This is a genomic window from Pseudomonas donghuensis (genome assembly GCF_000696345.2).
Classification (GTDB): domain Bacteria; phylum Pseudomonadota; class Gammaproteobacteria; order Pseudomonadales; family Pseudomonadaceae; genus Aquipseudomonas; species Aquipseudomonas donghuensis.
Map to the genome: position 1 here is coordinate 3,798,917 of NZ_CP071706.1, position 18,962 is coordinate 3,817,878.

An 18,962-nucleotide genomic window follows, 5' to 3' on the forward strand; every position below is an offset into this window, starting at 1 on the left:
CCCCTTGTCAGGAAAGCAGTTTCTCAAGATCTTCGGCAGATAGACGTTTGAGAGCCTCCAGGGATTTAGTCAACTCGTCCTGTAGCGGCGAAAGCGCGTCCTGCAAGGCCTGGACCTGGGCACAGAAGGCCTCCAGGTGCTCGGCTTCGAACAGCAGCTTGAGCGGCACCTCCAGGGCCAGTTGGTCGCGCAGGCGCATCACCACCTGGGTGGCCATCAACGAATGGCCGCCCAACTGGAAGAAGTTGTCGTCCAGGCCTACCTGCTCCGTGCCCAGCACCGCTTGCCAGGTCGCCGCCACCTGCTGCTGCAGCGCCGACTGCGGTGCCCGATGCAGCGCCTGAGCGCTCAGGCTTGGCGGCGCGGGCAATTGCCGGCGGTCGAGCTTGCCGTTGGGGCTCAGCGGCATTTCACTCAAGGCCACCAGGTGGCTGGGCAGCATATGTTCAGGCAGGACCTGGCGCAGGAACTCGCGCAAGCCGGCGATGGCCTCGGCACTGGCCTGGCCTTCGGCAACCAGGTAGGCCACCAGTTGCGTGCCGCCGACCGCCTCGCGGGCGACCACCACCGCTTCGCGTATCGCCGGGTGTTCCAGCAGCCGCGCCTCGATTTCCCCCAGCTCGATGCGCAGCCCGCGGATCTTGACCTGATGGTCGATACGCCCGGCATACTCGATTGCGCCGTCGGCGCCAAAGCGTGCCAGGTCACCGGTGCGGTACATGCGCTGGCCTGGCACGAACGGGTCGAGCGGGAAGCGCTCGGCGGTCAGCCCCGGGCGACGGTGGTAACCGCGCGCCAGGCCGGCACCGGCCAGGTACAGCTCTCCCAGCACACCCTCGGCAACCGGCTCAAGGTTGCCATCGAGGATGTAGGTGCGCAGGTTGGCGATGGCGTGGCCGATCGGCACGCTGGTACGGCCGTCATCGACACACTGCCAGTGGGTCACGTCGATGGCCGCTTCGGTCGGCCCGTAGAGGTTGAACAGAGCGGCCGCCGGCAGCTTGGCGAACACCTGCTGCTGGGCTTCGACCGGCAGCGCCTCGCCACTGCAGATGATCCGCGACAAGCCGGTGCAGCGGGCAACCTGCGGCGCCTGGAGGAACACCTGGAGCATCGACGGGACGAAGTGTAAGGTGCTGATGCCCTCACGCTCGATCAACTCGATCAGGCGGTCCGGGTCGCGGTGATCGCCCGGCGCGGCAACCACCAGGCGCGCGCCGGTCATCAGCGGCCAGAAGAACTCCCAGACCGACACGTCGAAACTGAACGGGGTTTTCTGCAGCACCGCGTCGCTGGCATCCAGGCCATAGGCTTGCTGCATCCAGCACAGGCGATTGACCAGGGCACTGTGGCGGTTGCCCGCCCCCTTGGGTTTGCCGGTGGAGCCGGAGGTGTAGATCACATAGGCCAGGTGCTCGCCCTGCACCGCCACCTGCGGATCGTCTTCGCGGCTGGCGACCGTGTGCGCCTGGTCGAGCAGCAGCGTGCGCAGCCCCGGGGTCGGCGGCAAGCCATCGAGCAACCAGGACTGGGTCAGCAGCAGTTCGATGCCGCTGTCCGCGAACATATGCGCCAGGCGCTCGCGCGGGTAGTCCGGGTCCAGTGGCACATAGGCGCCGCCGGCCTTGAGGATCGCCAGCAGGCCAATGACCATCTCCAGCGAACGCTCGGCGGCAATCCCCACCAGCACATCCGGCCCAACCCCTTGGCCGATCAACGCCCAGGCCAGACGGTTGGCGCGGGCATTGAGCTGGGCGTAGCTCAGGCTCTGCCCGTCATACACCAGGGCCGGTGCCTGGGGCGTGCGCTGTACCTGGGCCTCGATCAACTGCTGGATGCTGCACTGCAGCGGATAGTCGGCCAGCTCTCCCGCGCCCTGGGCAACCTGCTGAGCGCGCGCCTCGGCGCTGAACAGGCTGAGGCTGGCGACCGCCTCATGCCCCTGGCAGTCGCCCAGTTGCAGCAGCAGTTGGTGCAGTTGCGCCCCCAGGCGCTGCACCGCCGAGGCATCGAAATCGGCGCAGGTGTATTTGAACGTCACGCTCAGCTGCTCGCCGGCATCCACCAGCAGGGTCAGCGGGAAGCCGTTCTGCTCATGGCCGATCACCTCGCCAAAGCGCAAGCCGGCCGGCGCACCCTGCTCCAGGGCCTGGGCCACCGGGTAGTTCTCGAACACCAGCAAGGTATCGAACAGCGGCTGACCGCTGTGCCCGGCCCAGCGCTGGATCTCGTACAGCGGCGTATGCTCCTGCTCGCGCAGGTTGAGGTTGTGCGCCTGCAGGGCCTGCAGCCAGTGCTGCAACGATTGCTGCGCCCGCGCGCCGCCGATGACCGGCAGGCTGTTGATGAACAGGCCGATCTGCCGCTCGATGCCCTTGAGCTCGGCCGGACGCCCGGACACGGTGGCGCCGAAGGTGACATTGTCCTGGCCGCTGTAATGCTGCAGCAGCAATGACCAGGCGCCCTGCACCAGGGTATTGAGGGTGACCTTCTGCGCCCTGGCAAATGCGTGCAGGCGCTGGGTCTGCCCGATGCTCAGGGCCTGCTGGTGCTGAGCGCTGCCCACTGCGGCCTGAGCGGGTTCGCGGGCGATGGCCTGGCTCAGCAGGGTCGGGCCGTCGAAGTGTTGCAACTGCTGGCGCCAGAACGCCTGGCAGGCAACGCCGTCGCGCCCCTGCAGCCAGCCGATGTAGTCGCGGTAGCGGCCGATCGGCGCGTCCACTGTTTCACCGGCGTAGCGCTGCAGTACCTCCGCCAGCAGCTGTGCATTGCTCCAGCCGTCCATCAGGATGTGGTGGCTGGTGAAGATCATCTCATGCGTCTGCTCGTCGCGACGGATCAGGCTCAGGCGCAGCAATGGCGCGCTGTCGAGGGCAAAGCCGGCGTTGCGTTCCTGGGCCGCGAGGTCGTCCAGCGCCGTGGCACCGTGCGGTGCCCCGCGCAGGTCGATGCTGGCAAACGCCAGCGGCACATCGCGCACCACCACCTGCACCGGCGCAGCGAAATCGCCTTGCCAGTGAAACTGGCTGCGCAGGCTGTCATGGGCATCCAGCGTGGCCTGCCAGGCGTGACGGAAACGCTCGACGTCCAGGCCCTGGACCTGCACCCGCAGCTGATTGATGTTGTCACCGCAGGTTTGCGCATTCAGGGCGTGGAACAACATGCCCTGCTGCATCGGCGACAGCGGGTAGATATCGGCCATCTGCCCTGGCGCCAATGGCAGGCGATCGAGCTGCGCCTGGCTGAGTGCCGCCAGGGGGAAGTCCGACGGCGTTACCGCGCCGTTGCCGGGTGCCAGGCAATGCTCGACCAGTTGCACCAGTTGCTGGCTCAGGGCATCCGCCAGGCGCTGTACCGTGGCCGGGGCGAACATGGCCTGGCTGAAGGTCCAGTCCAGGGTCAGCTCACCGCCATACACCTGGCCGTTGATGCTCAACCAGTTACCCAGCGGTGCCTGGTCGCCCTGCTCGGCCCCGGACGCTTCACTGGCCGGGGCGAACAAGGCATGCGGGTCATCGAAGCTGGCGTCAAACTGGCCCAGGTAGTTGAAGGTAATGCGCGGCGTCGGCAGGCGGGCCAGCGCCTGGCGCTGCTCGGCACTGCCGTAGGCGTGCAGCACGCCAAAATCCAGGCCCTTGTTGGGGATCGCCCGCAACTGCTCCTTGATCGCCTTGATCGAGGCGCCGATGTTGTTGCCTGGGGTCAGGCAGGCCGGGAACGCCGTGGTGAACCAACCGACCGTACGGGTCAGGTCGATGTCCTCGAACAGCGCCTCGCGGCCATGCCCCTCAAGCTGGACCCAGGTCGAAGCCTGGCCGCTCCACTGGCAGATCACCTGCGCCAGGGCAGTCAACAGCAGGTCGTTGATCTGCGTGCGGTAGGCAGCCGGTGCCTGTTGCAGCAAGGCACGCGTGTGCGGTGCGTCGAGACGGCTGCGCACACTGCAGGCCTGATCCTTGCTCAAGCTGGCGTTGCGGTTGTCGCAGGGCAGGTCCTCGCCGGCGCTAGCGCTCAGGCCCGTCCAGTACGCCGCGGCGCCAGCACTGTCGGCACTGCCGGCGTACTGCTGCAAGCGCCCGGCCCAGGCCTGCACGGCACTGGTGCGCGGCGGCAGTTGCGCGGCCTGGCCAGCGGCCAGTTGGGCATAAACGGCTTGCAGGTCTTCGAACAGAATTCGCCAGGAAACACCGTCGACCACCAGGTGATGGACCACCAGCAGCAGGCGCTGGCCACCCTCGTCCAGATCCACCAACAAGGCCCGGAGCAAAGGCCCGGCACCCAGGTCGAGGCTGCGCTGGGCCTGCTCGCACAGGCTCAGCAATTGCTCTGCCGAGGCGGCGCGACGCTGCCACACCAGGCCCTCACCGACTGCCGCGCAGTGATCGGCACGCCAGCCCTGTGGGCCGTGCACGAAACGTTGGCGCAGCGCATCGTGATGCGCCACCAGCACCTGCAATGCCTGTTCAAGGCGTTGTGGCTCCAGCACCTGACGCGGCGCCAGCAACACCGACTGGTTCCAGTGATGACGCTCGGCCACGGGGCTGTCGAAGAACTGCCGTTGAATCGGCAACAACGCCAGCTCGCCGCTGGCCGGGCCCTGCTCGACCTGCAACGCGTGGCCGGTGAAGCTGGCCACCGTGGCCAGGCTTTGCACGGTCTGGTACTGGAACAGGTCTTTGGGGCTGAAATGAATACCGGCCTGACGCGCACGGCTGACCACCTGGATGGAGACGATCGAGTCACCGCCCAGTTCGAAGAAATTGTCCTGGCGCCCGATCTGTTCACGCTTGAGCACCTGCGCCCAGATCTGCGCGATAGCTTGCTCAAGATCGCCCTGAGGCGCGCTGAAGGTTGTGCTGCCCACCTCGTTTTCAGGCAGCGGTAATGCCTTGCGATCCAGTTTGCCGTTGACCGTCAGGGGCAGTTGCGCCAACCGCAGCAGGTGGCTCGGCACCATGTGCGCCGGCAGGCGAACGGCAAGCGCTTCGCGCAGGGCGTGCACCTGGACCTCTTCCTCGGCCACCACGTAGCCGACCAGTTGCGGCCCGCGCGGCCCCTCCTGGGCCAGCACCACCGCTTCGCGCACACCGGCCTGGGCCTGCAGGCAGGCCTCGATTTCACCCAGCTCGATACGCAGGCCGCGCAGCTTGAGCTGATGATCGATACGCCCGACATAATGCAGCTCAGCCTGCGCCCGGCGGCGCACCAGGTCGCCACTGCGGTACAGGCGCGCGCCAGGGGCGCCGTAAGGGTCGGGGATGAAACGCTCGGCGGTCAGCCCGGGCCGGCGGTGGTAACCGCTGGCCAGCGAGGCGCCTCCCAGGTACAGCTCACCCAGGCCGCCCTGTGGGCAGCGCAGCAGGTTGGCGTCCAGCACCTGGGCACTGACGTTGCTGATCGGTGCGCCGATGCGGATGATGTCCTCGGGCTCCTGCCAGGTCAGCTCATGGCTGCTGGCATCGATGGTCGATTCGGTCGGGCCATAAAGGTTGATCACGCGGCCCTGCCAGTGCTGCGCCAACTGTTTTACCAGGCTGGCCTTGAGCGCCTCGCCGCCGACGAACAACAGCCGCAGCGACGCCAGTTGCCCAGGCTGCAACGAACTGAGCAGCCCGTGCAGCAGCGAGGGTGCCAGTTGCAACACGCTGATGCGCTGCTCGGCCACCAGTGGCCACAGCTGGGTCAGGTCCTCGTTGAGCTCGGCCGGTGCCAGCACCAACGGCGCGCCGCACAGCAGCGGCAGCCAGAACTCCCAGACCGAGGCATCGAAACTGCAGGCAGTCTTTTGCAGCACCCGGTCATCGGCCTGCAGCGGATAGGCGCGCATCATCCACTGCATGTGGTTGGCCAAGCCGCCGTGGCGAATGGCAACACCTTTGGGCTGACCGGTGGAACCGGAGGTGTAGATCACATAGGCCAGGCTGTGCGGGTGCAGCACCAGCGCGGGCGCTCCCGGGTCGCTGGCCGGTACGCCCAGGGCCTGCTCGTCGAGCAGCAGCGTACGTGGCGCCGACAGCGGCCCCAGGCGAGCACTGAGTGCGGCGTGGCTGAGCAACAGCTGCATGCCGCTGTCGTCGATCATGTACTGCAGGCGCTCGCGCGGGTAATCCGGGGCCAGCGGCACATAGGCCGCACCGGCCTTGAGCACCGCCAGTTGCGCCACGACCATCTCCAGGCTGCGCTCCAGCGCCAGGCCCACCAGGCTTTGCACGCCAATGCCGGCCTCGCGCAGTTGCCAGGCCAGACGGTTGCTGCGCGCCTCAAGTTCGCCGTGGCTGTACGACTGCCCGGCGACGATCAACGCCAGCGCGTCGGGCTGGCGTTGCAGTTGGGCACGCAACATCGGCAACAGCAGTTCGCCCGGCGCCTGCTCTGCCAGGCCCTGCGCACAGGCAGGCTCGGCGTCCAGGGCAATGGCCTCCAGGCGCTGCCGGGTATCACCGGCGAACGCCTGCAACAGCACCTGCCAATGGCCGGCCATGCGTTCGATGGTGGTTGCATCGAACAGGTCCAGGGCGTAGGTCAGCGATGCCCACAGACGCTCCCCCTCCTCGAAGGTGTCGAGGTTGAGGTCAAAGGGCGAGGCATGGCTGTCCCAGTTCAGCGCCTCGATGCGCAAACTGCCGGCAAGCCCGGCAGCACTGGCGCCCTGCCCGGCGTCGACCTGGTGGTTGAACATCACCTGGAACAACGGATTGAAGCTCAAGCTGCGCTCCGGCTGCAGGGCTTCGACCAGTTGCTCGTACGGCAGGTCCTGGTAGGCCTGGGCGGCGAGCGCGGTGTGTTTGACCTGTTGCATGAACGCGCTCAGCGTCTCGCGCCCGTGCACCTCGGCCTTGAGCACCTGGGTGTTGACGAAGAAGCCGATCAAGCCCTTGGTTTCGGCGCGGTTGCGGTTGGCCACCGGCACCCCGACGCGGATCTGCTGCTGGCCGCTGTAGCGGTGCAGCAGCAGTTGGAACGATGCCAGCAGCAGCATGAACAGGGTCACCCCTTCACGCTGGCAGGTACGCCGCAGGCCACTGAGCAATTCAGGCGGCAGGTCAATCTGCCAGCGCCCGCCACGGTAGCTGCTTTGTGCCGGGCGCGGGCGGTCGTGGGGCAGCTCCAGCAAGGCCTGCTCATCACCCAGGTGTGCGGTCCAGTAAGCCAGTTGCCGCTCGCGCTCGCCGGCCTCCATCCAGCAACGCTGCCACAGCGCATAGTCGGCGTACTGGATCGGCAGCGCCGGCAGCGAGGCCGGCTGGCCCTGGCTGAAGCCCAGGTACAGCGCCACCAGTTCTTGCACCAGCACCTGCATCGACCAGCCATCGGCGACGATGTGGTGCAGCGCCAGCACCAGCACATGCTCCTGCTCGTCCAGGCGCAGCAAGCGCGCACGCAGCAGCGGCCCGTGCTGCAGGTCAAAGGGCTGTTGCAGGGTGCTGTCGACAAAAGCATCGATCAGCGCCTGGCGCGCCGGGGCCTGGGCCGGCGCCTCAACACTGTGCAGCTCCAGCGCCAGTTCGGCGTGTGCCTGTACCCGCTGGACGGCGTGCTCGGCCTGTTGCTCGAAGGTGGTGCGCAGGCTTTCGTGACGCGCGACCAGGGCCGTGAGGCTGCGCTGCAGGGCCTGGCTGTCGAGCGCGCCGTGCAGGTGCAAGGCGGCCGGAATATGGTAGGCACTGCTGTGCCGGTCCAGTTGCCAGAGGAACCACTGGCGCTGCTGGGCGTAGGACAGCGGCAGGTCGCCGTGTTCAAGGCGGCTGACCGGGATCGGCAGTTGCGCCAGGCTCATGCCCTTGCCGGCGAGTTTTTCCAGGAACAGCCGGCGCTGCTGCGCAGGCAGCTTGATGAAGCGCTGCACCAGCTGCGTATTGTCCATTCCAGCCATGTCAGTTCGCCTCCAGTTCGTTGAGAAAGTCAAACATGTCGCTCAGGTCTTCCTCTCGATTCGATGTCATGCACGCGGCCACGGCCTCGGCGTATTCCGCCAGGCTGCGGGCCTTGAAAATCAGCTCCAGGGCCAGGTCCGCGCCAAGCTCCAGCTGCGCCTGGGCGGTAGCCTGGGTGGCCAGCAGCGAGTGCCCGCCCAGTTCGAAGAAGTTATCCAGCAGACCGACCCGCTCGACCTTGAGCACCTGCTGCCAGATCGTCGCCAGGCGGCGTTGCAGGTCGCTTGCCGGGGCCTGGTAAGCCTCACTGCCGTGCAGCGCCTGGGGTGCGGGCAAGGCCTTGCGGTCAAGCTTGCCGTTGGGGGTCACGGGCAACTGTTCGAGCTGCATCAGCTGGCTCGGCACCATGTACGCCGGCAGCTGGCTTTGCAGCTGCGCCTTGAGTGCGCTGAGCCAGGTTGCAGGCGCCTCGGCCAGGCCGTCGCGGCTGGCGACCAGGTAACCGACCAGGGTCTTGCCATGGGCGCCGTCACGGGCCACCACCACCGCCTCGGCAACCCCTGGCTGGGCTTGCAGGCAGGCTTCGATTTCGCCCAGTTCGATACGGAAACCGCGCACCTTGACCTGGTGGTCGATGCGCCCCAGGCAATCGACGATGCCACTGACGCGCTGGCGCACCAGATCGCCGGAACGATACAGGCGCCCGCCAATGCTGCCGCTCGGGTCGGGCACGAAACGCTCGGCCGTCAGCCCCGGACGGTTCAGGTAGCCCCGCGCCACCCCATAGCCCCCCAGGTACAACTCACCCGCCAGGCCATCGGGCAGCAGGTTCAATGCAGCATCGAGTACCTGCACGCTACGCTCGCCGACCCGGCTGCCGATCGGCGCATACGCCGCACCACAGGTGTCGCTCGCCGCCGCTTTCCAGATCAGCGGGGTGACCACGGTTTCAGTCGGGCCATAGCCATTGATGATGAACTCGGGTTTGAGCGCCCGCCGCGCCAGTTCGAAACTGGCCTGCGCCACGGCGTCGCCACCAAAGCAATAGATGCGCACCGCCGGCGGGTTGCCGCGGCGCTCGGCCAGCTCGGCCAATTGCTGCAGGTACACCGGCGGGAACGCCGCCACCGTCACCCCGTGGCGGTGCAACGCCTCAAAGGTTTGTTCCGGGGTCCACAGGCTGTCGTCACGCAACAGCACGCGCCCGCCGTGGGTCAGGGTGGTCAGCCAGCGTTCGTGAGCGCCGTCGAAGGCAAACGACATGAACAGCAGCTCGCAATCGCTGGCGCTCATGCCGTAGCGCTCGCCGATCCGCGCGCAGTGCATGGCCAGCGGCCCGTGGGCCACGGCAACGCCCTTGGGCTGACCGGTAGAGCCGGAGGTGTAGATGATGTAGGCCAGGTTGTCCGGCTCGATCGCGACCACCGGCGCCTGTTGCGGCCAGTCGTCCAGGCACAGGCGGTCCAGGTGCAGCACCTCCAGCTGCGCCGGCAGTGACACCTCCCAGGCCAGGCGGGAGTCGCTGAGCAGCAAGGCCGCAGCACTGTCTTCGAGCAGGTAGGCCAGGCGCTCGGCCGGGTAATTGATATCCAGCGGCACATAGGCGCCACCGGCCTTGAGCACCGCCAGCAGCGCCACCAGCATCGCTTCGTCGCGGCCCAAGCCCACCGCTACCCGTACTTCCGGGCCTACGCCACGGGCGACCAGGGCATGCGCCAGTTGGTTGGCACGGCGCTCCAACGCCGCGAAGCTCAGGACCCGCTCGCCTTGCAGCACCGCCGGTTGTTGCGGCTGCTGCGAGGCCCATTGGGCAATGCGCTGATGCACCAGCGGATAATCGCCCGGCCCTTGCTGCAGGTTGCGCTGATGTGCCTGGGCACGTTCAGCGGCCAGCGGCAAGGCGATCTCGCCGAGGCGAACATCGCTGCCAGCCATGAACTGCTCCAACAGGTTGAGCACATGCGCCGCCAGGCGCTGCACCGCCTGCGCGCTGAACTGGCCGGCGGCATAGTCGAAGCCCAGGTGCAGCGACTCTCCCAGTTCCACAGCCAAGGCCAGCGGGTAATGCGTCTGCTCGTGGCTGCGCAGCGGGCCGAACTGCAGGCCGCTGTCGGCCTGGCGCTGCAAGGCCTCGGCGACCGGATAGTTCTCGAACACCAACAGGCTGTCGAACAACGCCTCACCGCCCAACCCCGCCCAACGCTGGATTTCGAACAGCGGCGTCGCTTCATGCTCACCCATGGCCAGGCTCAACGCCTGCACTTGCTGCAGCCACTGGCCAACGGTCAAGAACGGCTGCGGGTTGGCGATCACCGGCAAGGTGTTGATGAACAGGCCGATCTGCCGGTCGGCGCCGGGCACCTGGGCCGGGCGCCCGGCAACCGTGGCGCCGAAGGCCACGCTGGCCTGGCCGGTATAGCGTTGCAGCAGCAACAGCCAGGCCGCTTGCACCAGGGTGTTGACGGTGACTTTACTGGCCCGGGCAAAGCTTACCAGGGCCTCGGTGCCCGAGCGGTCGAGGCTCTGCGCATAGGTGGCACGCCCGCCCGCCTCGCTTACCTGACCATAGGCGGCCAATGCCGGTGCCAGGTGCGTCGGCGCTTCCAGCCCGGCCAACTGCTGCTGCCAGAACCCTGCGCTGGCCGCGGCGTCTTGCGCCTGCAACCAGGCAATGTAGTCACGGTAACGCCCGGCCGCCGCCAACGGGGTATGGCCGTGGTAGCGTTCGAGCACCTCGCCGAGCAACTGCGCGTAGCTCCAGCCGTCCATGAGGATATGGTGGTTGGTGTAGATGAACTGGTAACGATCGTTGTCGCAGCGCACCAGGCTCAGGCGCAGCAACGGCGCCTGCTGCAGGTCAAACCCCTGCTCGCGGTCACTGCGCGCCAGGGCCTGTACCGCCTGGTCCAGGTCGGCACGCCCGCGCCAGTCGAACTCGGCGAAAGGCAACTCGACCTGCTTGCGCACAAACTGCAGCGGCTGGGGCAGTTCGCCCTGCCAGATAAACCCGCTGCGCAGGATGTCATGGGCCTGCAGGGTCTGCTTCCAGGCCTGGCGGAAGCGGGCAACCTCCAGCCCGCGCACCTCGACCTGCATCTGGTTGACGTAGTCCCCGTTGCCTTGGGCATACAGCGCATGGAACAACATGCCCTGCTGCATCGGCGACAGTGGATACAGGTCGTCGATCTCGCCCGGCACCAACGGCAGGCTGTCGAGTTGCGCCTGGTCCAAGGCCGCCAGCGCCACATCCGAGGGGGTCAGGCCGCCCTGTTGCGGGGCGCAGCAGTGCTCGATCAGCGCTTGCAGGGCGGCGCTGTAGTCCTCGGCCAGACGGGCGATCAACGCAGGCTCGAATACCTCGGTGCTGAAGGTCCAGCCCAGGCTCAACCGGCCCTCATAGACCTGGCCATTGAGGGTCAACGGCGCACCCAGCGGCGCATCCGGGCTCTGGTCGCGGCTACCGCTGTCGCCGGCCGGGCGCAACAAGGCCTGGGCGTCGGCAAAGCTGCCGTCGAACTGCCCCAGGTAGTTGAAGATGATCGGCGCGCCGGGCAATGCCGCCAGTTGCTGGCGGGTAGCCGGGTCGGCGAGGTAACGCAGCACGCCGTAACCGATGCCCTTGTTCGGCACCGCACGCAGTTGTTCCTTGATTGCCTTGAGCGATGCCCCCACCTCGGTCCGGGGCGTCAGGCGCAACGGGAACAGGCTGGTGAACCAGCCCACGGTGCGGCTCAGGTCCAGGCCTTCGAACAGCTCTTCACGGCCATGGCCTTCGAGCTGGATATGCAAGCTGGGTTCACCGGTCCAGCGGCAGATCACCTGCGCCAGCGCCGTCAACAGCAGGTCGTTGACCTGGGTCCGGTACGCCTGGGGCGCTTGTTGCAGTAACTGGCGGGTGGTTGCCGCATCCAGGCGGCTGTACAGCGTGTGCGCATGGCGGTTGAGCGCAGGCGCCAGCGATCGGCTGCCGGGCAACGGCCCGCCTGCGCCTTGACCCTGGGCCTGCCAGAACGCCAGTTCATCGCGCAGTTGCGGGCTGTCAGCCAGGCGTTGCAGGTGCTCGGCCCAGCCCTGATAGGCGCTGGTGCGTGCCGCCAATGCAACGGCCTGGCCAGCGTGCAATTGCCGGTAAACGCTCTGCAGGTCTTCAAACAGGATGCGCCAGGACACCCCGTCCACCACCAGGTGGTGAATGGCCAGGAACAGTCGCTGACTGCCATCGGCCAGGGTCGCCAACAGGCCGCGCAGCAGCGGCCCCTGGGCCAGGTCGAGGCTGCGCTGGAGCTCATCGCACACGCGGGTCAACCCGGCGCTGTCCTGCACCCGGGCTTGAACCAGCAAGCCGGGCAACGGCGCCTGGCGATAGTGCGCCGACCAGCCCTCGGCTGATTCGACAAAGCTCAAGCGCAGTGCATCATGGTGCTTGACCAAGGCTTGCAAGGCCTGCTCCAGGTGTTGCGGGTCCAGGTGCTGCTGGGGCTCGAGCAACACCGACTGGTTCCAGTGCTGGCGCTCGGCGATGGCCTCGGCGAAAAACGCCTGCTGAATCGGCAGCAGGATCTGCTCGCCACTGACCTCGCCGCGGGCAAGCGCTGCGGGTGCCTCGCCGCGCCGGGCGACAGCGGCCACACCCTGGACCGTCTGGTACTGGAACAGCGCTTTGGCGCTGAAGTGGATGCCGGCCTGGCGGGCACGGCTGACCACCTGGATGGAGATGATCGAATCGCCACCCAGCTCGAAGAAGTTGTCCTGCACGCCCACCTGTTCACGCTTGAGCACCTCGGCCCAAATGGCGGCCAGCTGCCTTTCCATGGCGTTGCGCGGCGCCTGGAACGCAGCCTGTGCCGCTACCTGCGGCAGCGGCAAGGCCTGGCGATCGAGCTTGCCGTTGGCGTTCAGCGGCAATTGCTCGAGCAGCAGCCAGTGCACCGGCAGCATGTGCTCCGGCAGGCGGGTGCGCAGGTGCGCCTTGAGCTGCTCCAGCAACCCCTGGTCAGCCCCGGGCGCGACGACATAGGCCACCAGTTGCGGCCCCTGGGCGCCAGGCTGGGCAAGTACCGCCACGGCACTTACCTGACGGTGCGCACGCAGGCGCGCCTCGATCTCGCCCAGCTCGATGCGCAGGCCGCGAATCTTCACTTGGTGGTCGATACGGCCAAGGTACTCGATGACCCCGTCGGCGCGCTGACGGCCCAGGTCGCCGCTGCGGTACAGGCGCGCACCGGAGGCCCCGAACGGGTCCGGCACGAACTGCTGCGCAGTCAGCCCCGGGCGCTGCAGGTAGCCACGGGCCAAGCCCTCGCCCCCCAGATAAAGCTCGCCAACCACGCCCCCAGGCACCGGGTTGAGCTGGGCATCGAGCAGATAGGCCGAGCGTGCCCCCACCGGGGTCCCGATCGGCGCATACGGCGCCGCTTCACCCGAGGGCTCGCAGGCCCAGATCAACGGGCTGATCAGCGCCTCGGTGGGGCCGTAGGCGTTGTACAGCTGCACGCCGCGCAAGTGCTCAAGCGCCGCCACTTGCTGCTGGCTCCAGGCTTCCCCGCCGAGAATGCAGGCACGCACGTTCAGCGCCGGGCTGCCCGGGGCGGCGGCCGCGATGATGCCGGTAAGGTAGCTGGGCGGCAGGTCGAGGACACTCAAGCCATGCGCTTGAACCTGGGCCAACAGCGCTTCATAGCTCCAGTGAGTCACGTCGCCGACCAGCAGCGCCGCACCCTGGATCAGCGGCATGAAGATCTGCTCGGCGGCCGCATCGAAACTCACCGAGGCAAACTGCAGCAGGCGATCTTCGGCGCTCAGTGCATAACGCGCTGCCGCTGCCTGGCAATGCATGGCCAGGGCGCCATGCTCGACCGCCACCCCCTTGGGCTGGCCGGTCGAGCCGGAGGTGTAGATGACATAGGCCAGGCTTTGCGCCGAGACCTGCGCGTGCTCCAGCGCCTCGCTCGAGCCACTGCCCAGCGGGTCTTCCAGCACCAGGCGCCGGCAGGTGCTGTCCAGCCTCAAGCCATCGAGCAGTTGCCGATGGCCGAGCAGCAACTGCACGCCACTGTCCTCGAGCATGTAGTTCAAGCGCTCGGGCGGATACTGTGGGTCCAGCGGCACATAGGCACCGCCCGCCTTGAAGATCGCCAGCAGCGCGGTCACCAGCGCCATGCCGCGCTCGGCGAGCAGCCCCACGCGCACCTCCGGGCCCACCCCGGCGGCGCGCAGATGACGGGCCAATTGATTGCTGCGCCGATCCAGCTCGGCATAGCTCAAGCGCTGCTCGCCCTCGATCAGTGCCAGCGCCTCGGGCTGCTGTTGCACACGCGCGGCAAACAGCTCGACCAGCGATTCGGCATGCACTGCCGGCGCCTGGCCGCAGGCACCGGCGAGCAACGCCTGCCATTGCCGGTCATCCTGCACGCGCAGTTGGCCGATGGCCTGCTCAGGCTGCTCGACCATGGCCCGCAACAGGTTCTGCCAGTGCCGGGCCATGCTTTCGATGGTCGCGGCATTGAACAGCTCGGCGGCATAGATGAACGCCGCCTGGATGCCATGATCGGTTTCCAGGGTTTCCAGGGTCAGCTCGAACTGCGCCATGCCGCCAGGCAGCAGCATTTCCTGCGCGCTCAAGTGCGGCAGGCTGTTGCCCGCAGCTGCGGCACCGACGGTGTTGAGGTGGTTGTACATCACCTGAAACAACGGGTTGTGCTGCAGGCTACGCTGCGGGTTGAGCGCCTCGACCAATTTGTCGAACGGCAGGTCCTGATGGGCCTGGGCTGCCAGCGCGGTATCGCGCGCCTGCGCCAGCAGGGCATTGACCGAGGCCTGCGCCGCCAACGGCAGGCGCATCACCAGGGTATTGACGAAGAAGCCCACCAGGCCTTCGAGCTCTTCGGCGTTGCGGTTGCTGATCGGCATGCCGATGCGGATATCGTCCTGGCCGCTGTAGCGCTGCAGCAGCAGGGCAAACGAAGCAATGAACACCTGGAACAGGGTCAGGTTGTTGCGCCGTGCCAACTGGCGGATGCGCTGTTCGAGCTCCACCGGCAAGTGCAGCTCGACCCGCCCTTCCCGGTAGTGCTGGCCGGCCTGGCGCGGATGGTCGGTGGCCAGCTCCAGCACCGGGTGCTCGCTGCCCAGTTGCCCACGCCAGTAGTCCAGCTGACGCGCCAGCTCACCGCCTTCGAGCCAGCGGCGCTGCCAGTGCGCATAGTCGCCGTACTGCACCGCCAGCGGTGCCAGGCTCAGCGGCTGCTGGCGCTGGAAGGCGCCATACAGGGCGGCGAACTCACGCCCCAGCACGCCCATCGACCAACCGTCAGAGATGATGTGGTGCAGGGTCACCACCAGGATGAAGTGCTCGGCCGCCACTTCCAGCACCTTGACCCGCAGCAGCGGGCCACGCTCCAGGTCAAACAGCGTGGCGATCTCGGCGCCGACGCTGGCCTGGATCTGCGCGCTGTCCGCCTGTTCCAGGCGCTCCCAGCGCACAATGAGCGGATCATCGGCGTCGACAATCTGGTACAGGGTCCCTTGCTGCTGGCTGAAACGGGTGCGGAAGGCCTCGTGCCGAGCCACCAGGGCGGCAAAGGTCTGCTCCAGGGCGGTACGCTCCAGTTGCCCCCGCAACTGCACCACAATCGGCGTGTGGTATGCCTGGCTTTGCGGTTCCAGGGTCCACAACAACCACTGCCGCTGCTGTGCGAACGACGCCGGCAACGGCTGCCCTGGCGACACCCGATGCAACGCCGGGCGGCTGCTGGCGGTGCCGGCCTGTTGCACCTGGCGGGCAAATTCGGCAAGCGTTGCGCTCTCGAACAGGCTGCGCAGCGGCACATCGACCTGCAGTAGCCGGCGCACCCGGGAAATAATCTGCGTGGCCAGCAACGAATGACCGCCAAGGTTGAAGAAATTGTCCTGCAGCCCCACCCGCTCGACCTCCAGCACCTGTGCCCAGATCTGTGCCAGCTGTTCCTGCACGGCGTTCTGCGGTGCCTGGTAGGGCACCTGCCGCGCCTGCAACTCGATGGCCGCCAGGGCGCGCAAGTCGAGCTTGCCGTTCAAGGTCAGCGGCAGCGCCGCCAGCACGACGTAATGGGCCGGCAGCATGTACTCCGGCAGCACCTCGCCCAGGCGCTGCTGCAGCTGTGCGGTAAAGGCATGTTCGCCGCTGTTGGCCTGGGACTCGTCCAGCACCAGATAGGCGACGATCTGCGCCTGGCCGCCGACAGTGGCCAGGCGGGTGACGGCGTCCCTGACCGCCACCTGGCGCCGCAGGCAGGCGCTGATTTCATCGAGCTCGATGCGGTAGCCGCGAATTTTCACCTGATGGTCTATACGTCCGTGGAAACGAATCTGCCCGTCGTCGCGGTAGCTGGTCAGGTCACCGGTGCGATACAGGCGCTGACCGGCCTGGCCATGGGGATCGGGAACAAAACGTTCGGCGGTCAGCCCTGGGCGCCGGTGATAACCGCGGGCCAGGCCGGCGCCGCCGAGCAACAGCTCGCCATTGACGCCCGCCGGCAGCACCTGCAGGTTGCCGTCCAGCACCCGTGCGCACAGGTTCGGTAATGGCCGGCCCAACGCCGGGACGCTGCCCGGGCTCGGCTCGATCGGCGCTGTCAGCGCGCCCACGGTCGACTCGGTCGGGCCATAGTGGTTGATCACCTGGCAGGCCGGCGCCCAGGCGGCAATGCGTTCAAGCAAGGCCGGCGAGGCCGCTTCACCGCCCAGCACCAGGCATTGGCGCGGCAACCCGGCACCACGGTGGCTGTCGCTGAGCAACGCCTCGATATGCGAGGGGACGATTTTCAGCACATCAATCTGCTCGCGCGCCATGTAGGCGGCAAAACGCTCGGCATCCAGGGTCAGGTCAAGGTCGAGCACATGCAGGGTGCAACCGGAGCACAGCGCGCCAAACAGGGTGGTGTGGCCCAGGTCGGCCGCAATGGTCGAGACCACCGCCATGCTTTGCGCCCCGGCCAGCGGCAGGGTCTGCAAGATGCCCTGGACATAGTTGACCAGCGAGCGATGGGCCAGGGTCACGCCTTTGGCCTGGCCGGTAGAGCCGGAGGTGTAAATCACATACGCCAGGTGCTCGGGGTCCAGCGCCAGCTGCAGGTCATCGTCACGGTATGCGCTGGTCGATGCCTGCTCGCCATCGAGCAGCAGCACCTGCAGCGTGTCCAGCGCCGGCAAGCGCTCAAGCAGGGCCTGCTGGGTCAACAGCAGGCTCACCTGGCTGTCTTGCAGCAGGTAGGCCAGGCGCTCGCGCGGATACTGCGGATCGAACGGCACATAGGCCCCACCGGCCTTGAGGATGGCCAGCAGGCCGACGATCATCTCCAGCGAGCGCTCAACGGCAATCCCCACCAGCACATCCGGGCCTACGCCCTGGGCCTGCAGATGGCGGGCCAGCTGGTTGGCCCGGGCGTTGAGCTGCTGATAGCTCAGGCTGCGCCCGGCAAAGGTCACCGCGGTGCGCTGCGGCCAGGCAACGGCTTGGCGCTCGATCAACTGGTGGATGCACAACCGCGCATCGCTCACCGTCGGGCTCGGGCCCGACTGCTGGAGCACCGCCTCGCGGGCCTGCGCCGAGAGCATCGGCAATTCGCCGAGCGCCAGCTGCGGCGCCTGGACCATCGCCGTCAGCAGGTTCAGCCAGTGTTCGGCCATGCGCGCGATGGTGGCCGGGGCGAACAGTTCACTGCGGTAGGTGAAGGCCGCATGCAGTTGCCCGCCGCGCTCGAAGGTGTCCAGGGTGAGGTCAAAGCGGGTGGTCCGGCTGGTCCACTCCAGCGCCTGCAACTGCAGGCCGCCAGCGCTATGCACGGCGCTCAGGTCGGCGACTTGCGGCTGATGGTTGTACATCACCTGGAACAGCGGATTGTGGCCACTGTCGCGTTCTACGCGCAGGCCCTCGACCAATTGCTCGAACGGCAATTCCTGATGGGCCTGCGCCCCCAGCGCCGTGCCCTTGATCTGTTGCAGCAAGGTACTGACGGCGGCACTGGGGTCGAACTGCAGGCGCAGCACCTGGGTGTTGACGAAGAAGCCGATCAGGCCCTCGACCTCACTGCGATTGCGATTGGCGATGGGCACGCCAATGCGGATGTCGTCCTGGCCGCTGTAGCGCTGCAGCAAGAGCCCGAAGCCGCCCAGCAACAGCATGAACAGGGTGATGTTGTGCTGGCGGGCGGCGCCGCGCAGTTGCTCGGCCAGCACTGGCGGCACGCTGAATTCATGTCGGGCGCCGACCTGGCTGGGCCGTGGCGGACGCGGATAATCCAGCGCCAGCGCCAGCACCGGGTGCTCATCACCCAGCTGGGCGCGCCAGTAGTCCAGTTGCCGGGCCTGCTCACCCGCCTCCAGCCAGCGCCGCTGCCACAGGGCATAGTCACTGTACTGAATCGGCAAGGCCGGCAGGTCCAGCGCCTGGCCACGGTCGGCAGCGTCGTAACGGCGAATGAATTCGTCGATCAGCACGTTCATCGACCAGCCGTCGGCGACGATGTGGTGCATGACCAGCAGCAACACATGCGCCTGCTCGCCCATACGCACCAGGCTCACCCGCAGCAGTGGCCCCTGGGCCAGGTCAAACGGCAACAGGGCCTGGCGCTCGGCTTCGGCCCGCACCCAGGCTTCGCGCTGGTCTTCAGGCTGGTCGCTGACATCGTGCCGGGCAATCTGCAGCGCCTGCGTCACCGGCACCCGCTGCGGCAGGTCATCCGCCCCCTGGATGAACGCGGTGCGCAGGGTTTCGTGACGCGCCAGCAGGCCGGCGAAGGCCGCTTCCAGCGCCTGGATGTTGAGGGCACCGTTGAGGCGCACGGCGCTGGGCAGGTTGTAGGCGCCACTGCCGGGCTCCAGTTGCCAGAGCAACCACATGCGCTGTTGCGCATACGAAAGGCTTCCCTGATCGGCCGTTGCAATCTGCGCCGGAATCGGAAACTGGGCAAAGTCGACACCCTCGCGGCGAAGGCTTTCGAGGAAGATCCGGCGCTTTTCCAGCGGCAACTCTATGAATCGGCGGGCAAGCTTGCGAGCATCTTCGGCATTCATCGACTTTCATCCATCCAGAGGAACAACGAGCCCGCA

At 67.2% G+C, this 18,962-nt stretch carries 2 protein-coding genes; both read right to left on the reverse strand.

Features of this window, described 5'->3' with window-relative positions; translation table 11 throughout:
- Positions 1 to 7: 7 nt before the first annotated feature.
- Positions 8 to 7,873: a non-ribosomal peptide synthetase gene (locus BV82_RS17700; RefSeq protein ID WP_036996289.1), complete on the reverse strand. Its 7,866-nt coding sequence runs from the start codon at positions 7,871 to 7,873 to the stop codon at positions 8 to 10.
- 1 nt (position 7,874) lies between these two features.
- Positions 7,875 to 18,926: a non-ribosomal peptide synthetase gene (locus BV82_RS17705; protein WP_036996290.1), complete on the reverse strand. Its 11,052-nt coding sequence runs from the start codon at positions 18,924 to 18,926 to the stop codon at positions 7,875 to 7,877.
- Positions 18,927 to 18,962 lie beyond the last annotated feature (36 nt).

What these genes read in the sequence shown, in the direction of transcription:
- BV82_RS17705 (WP_036996290.1), bottom strand. Translation starts at nt 18,926, where the DNA reads ATGAATGCCGAAGATGCTCGCAAGCTTGCCCGCCGATTCATAGAGTTG.
- BV82_RS17700 (WP_036996289.1), bottom strand. Translation starts at nt 7,873, where the DNA reads ATGGCTGGAATGGACAATACGCAGCTGGTGCAGCGCTTCATCAAGCTG.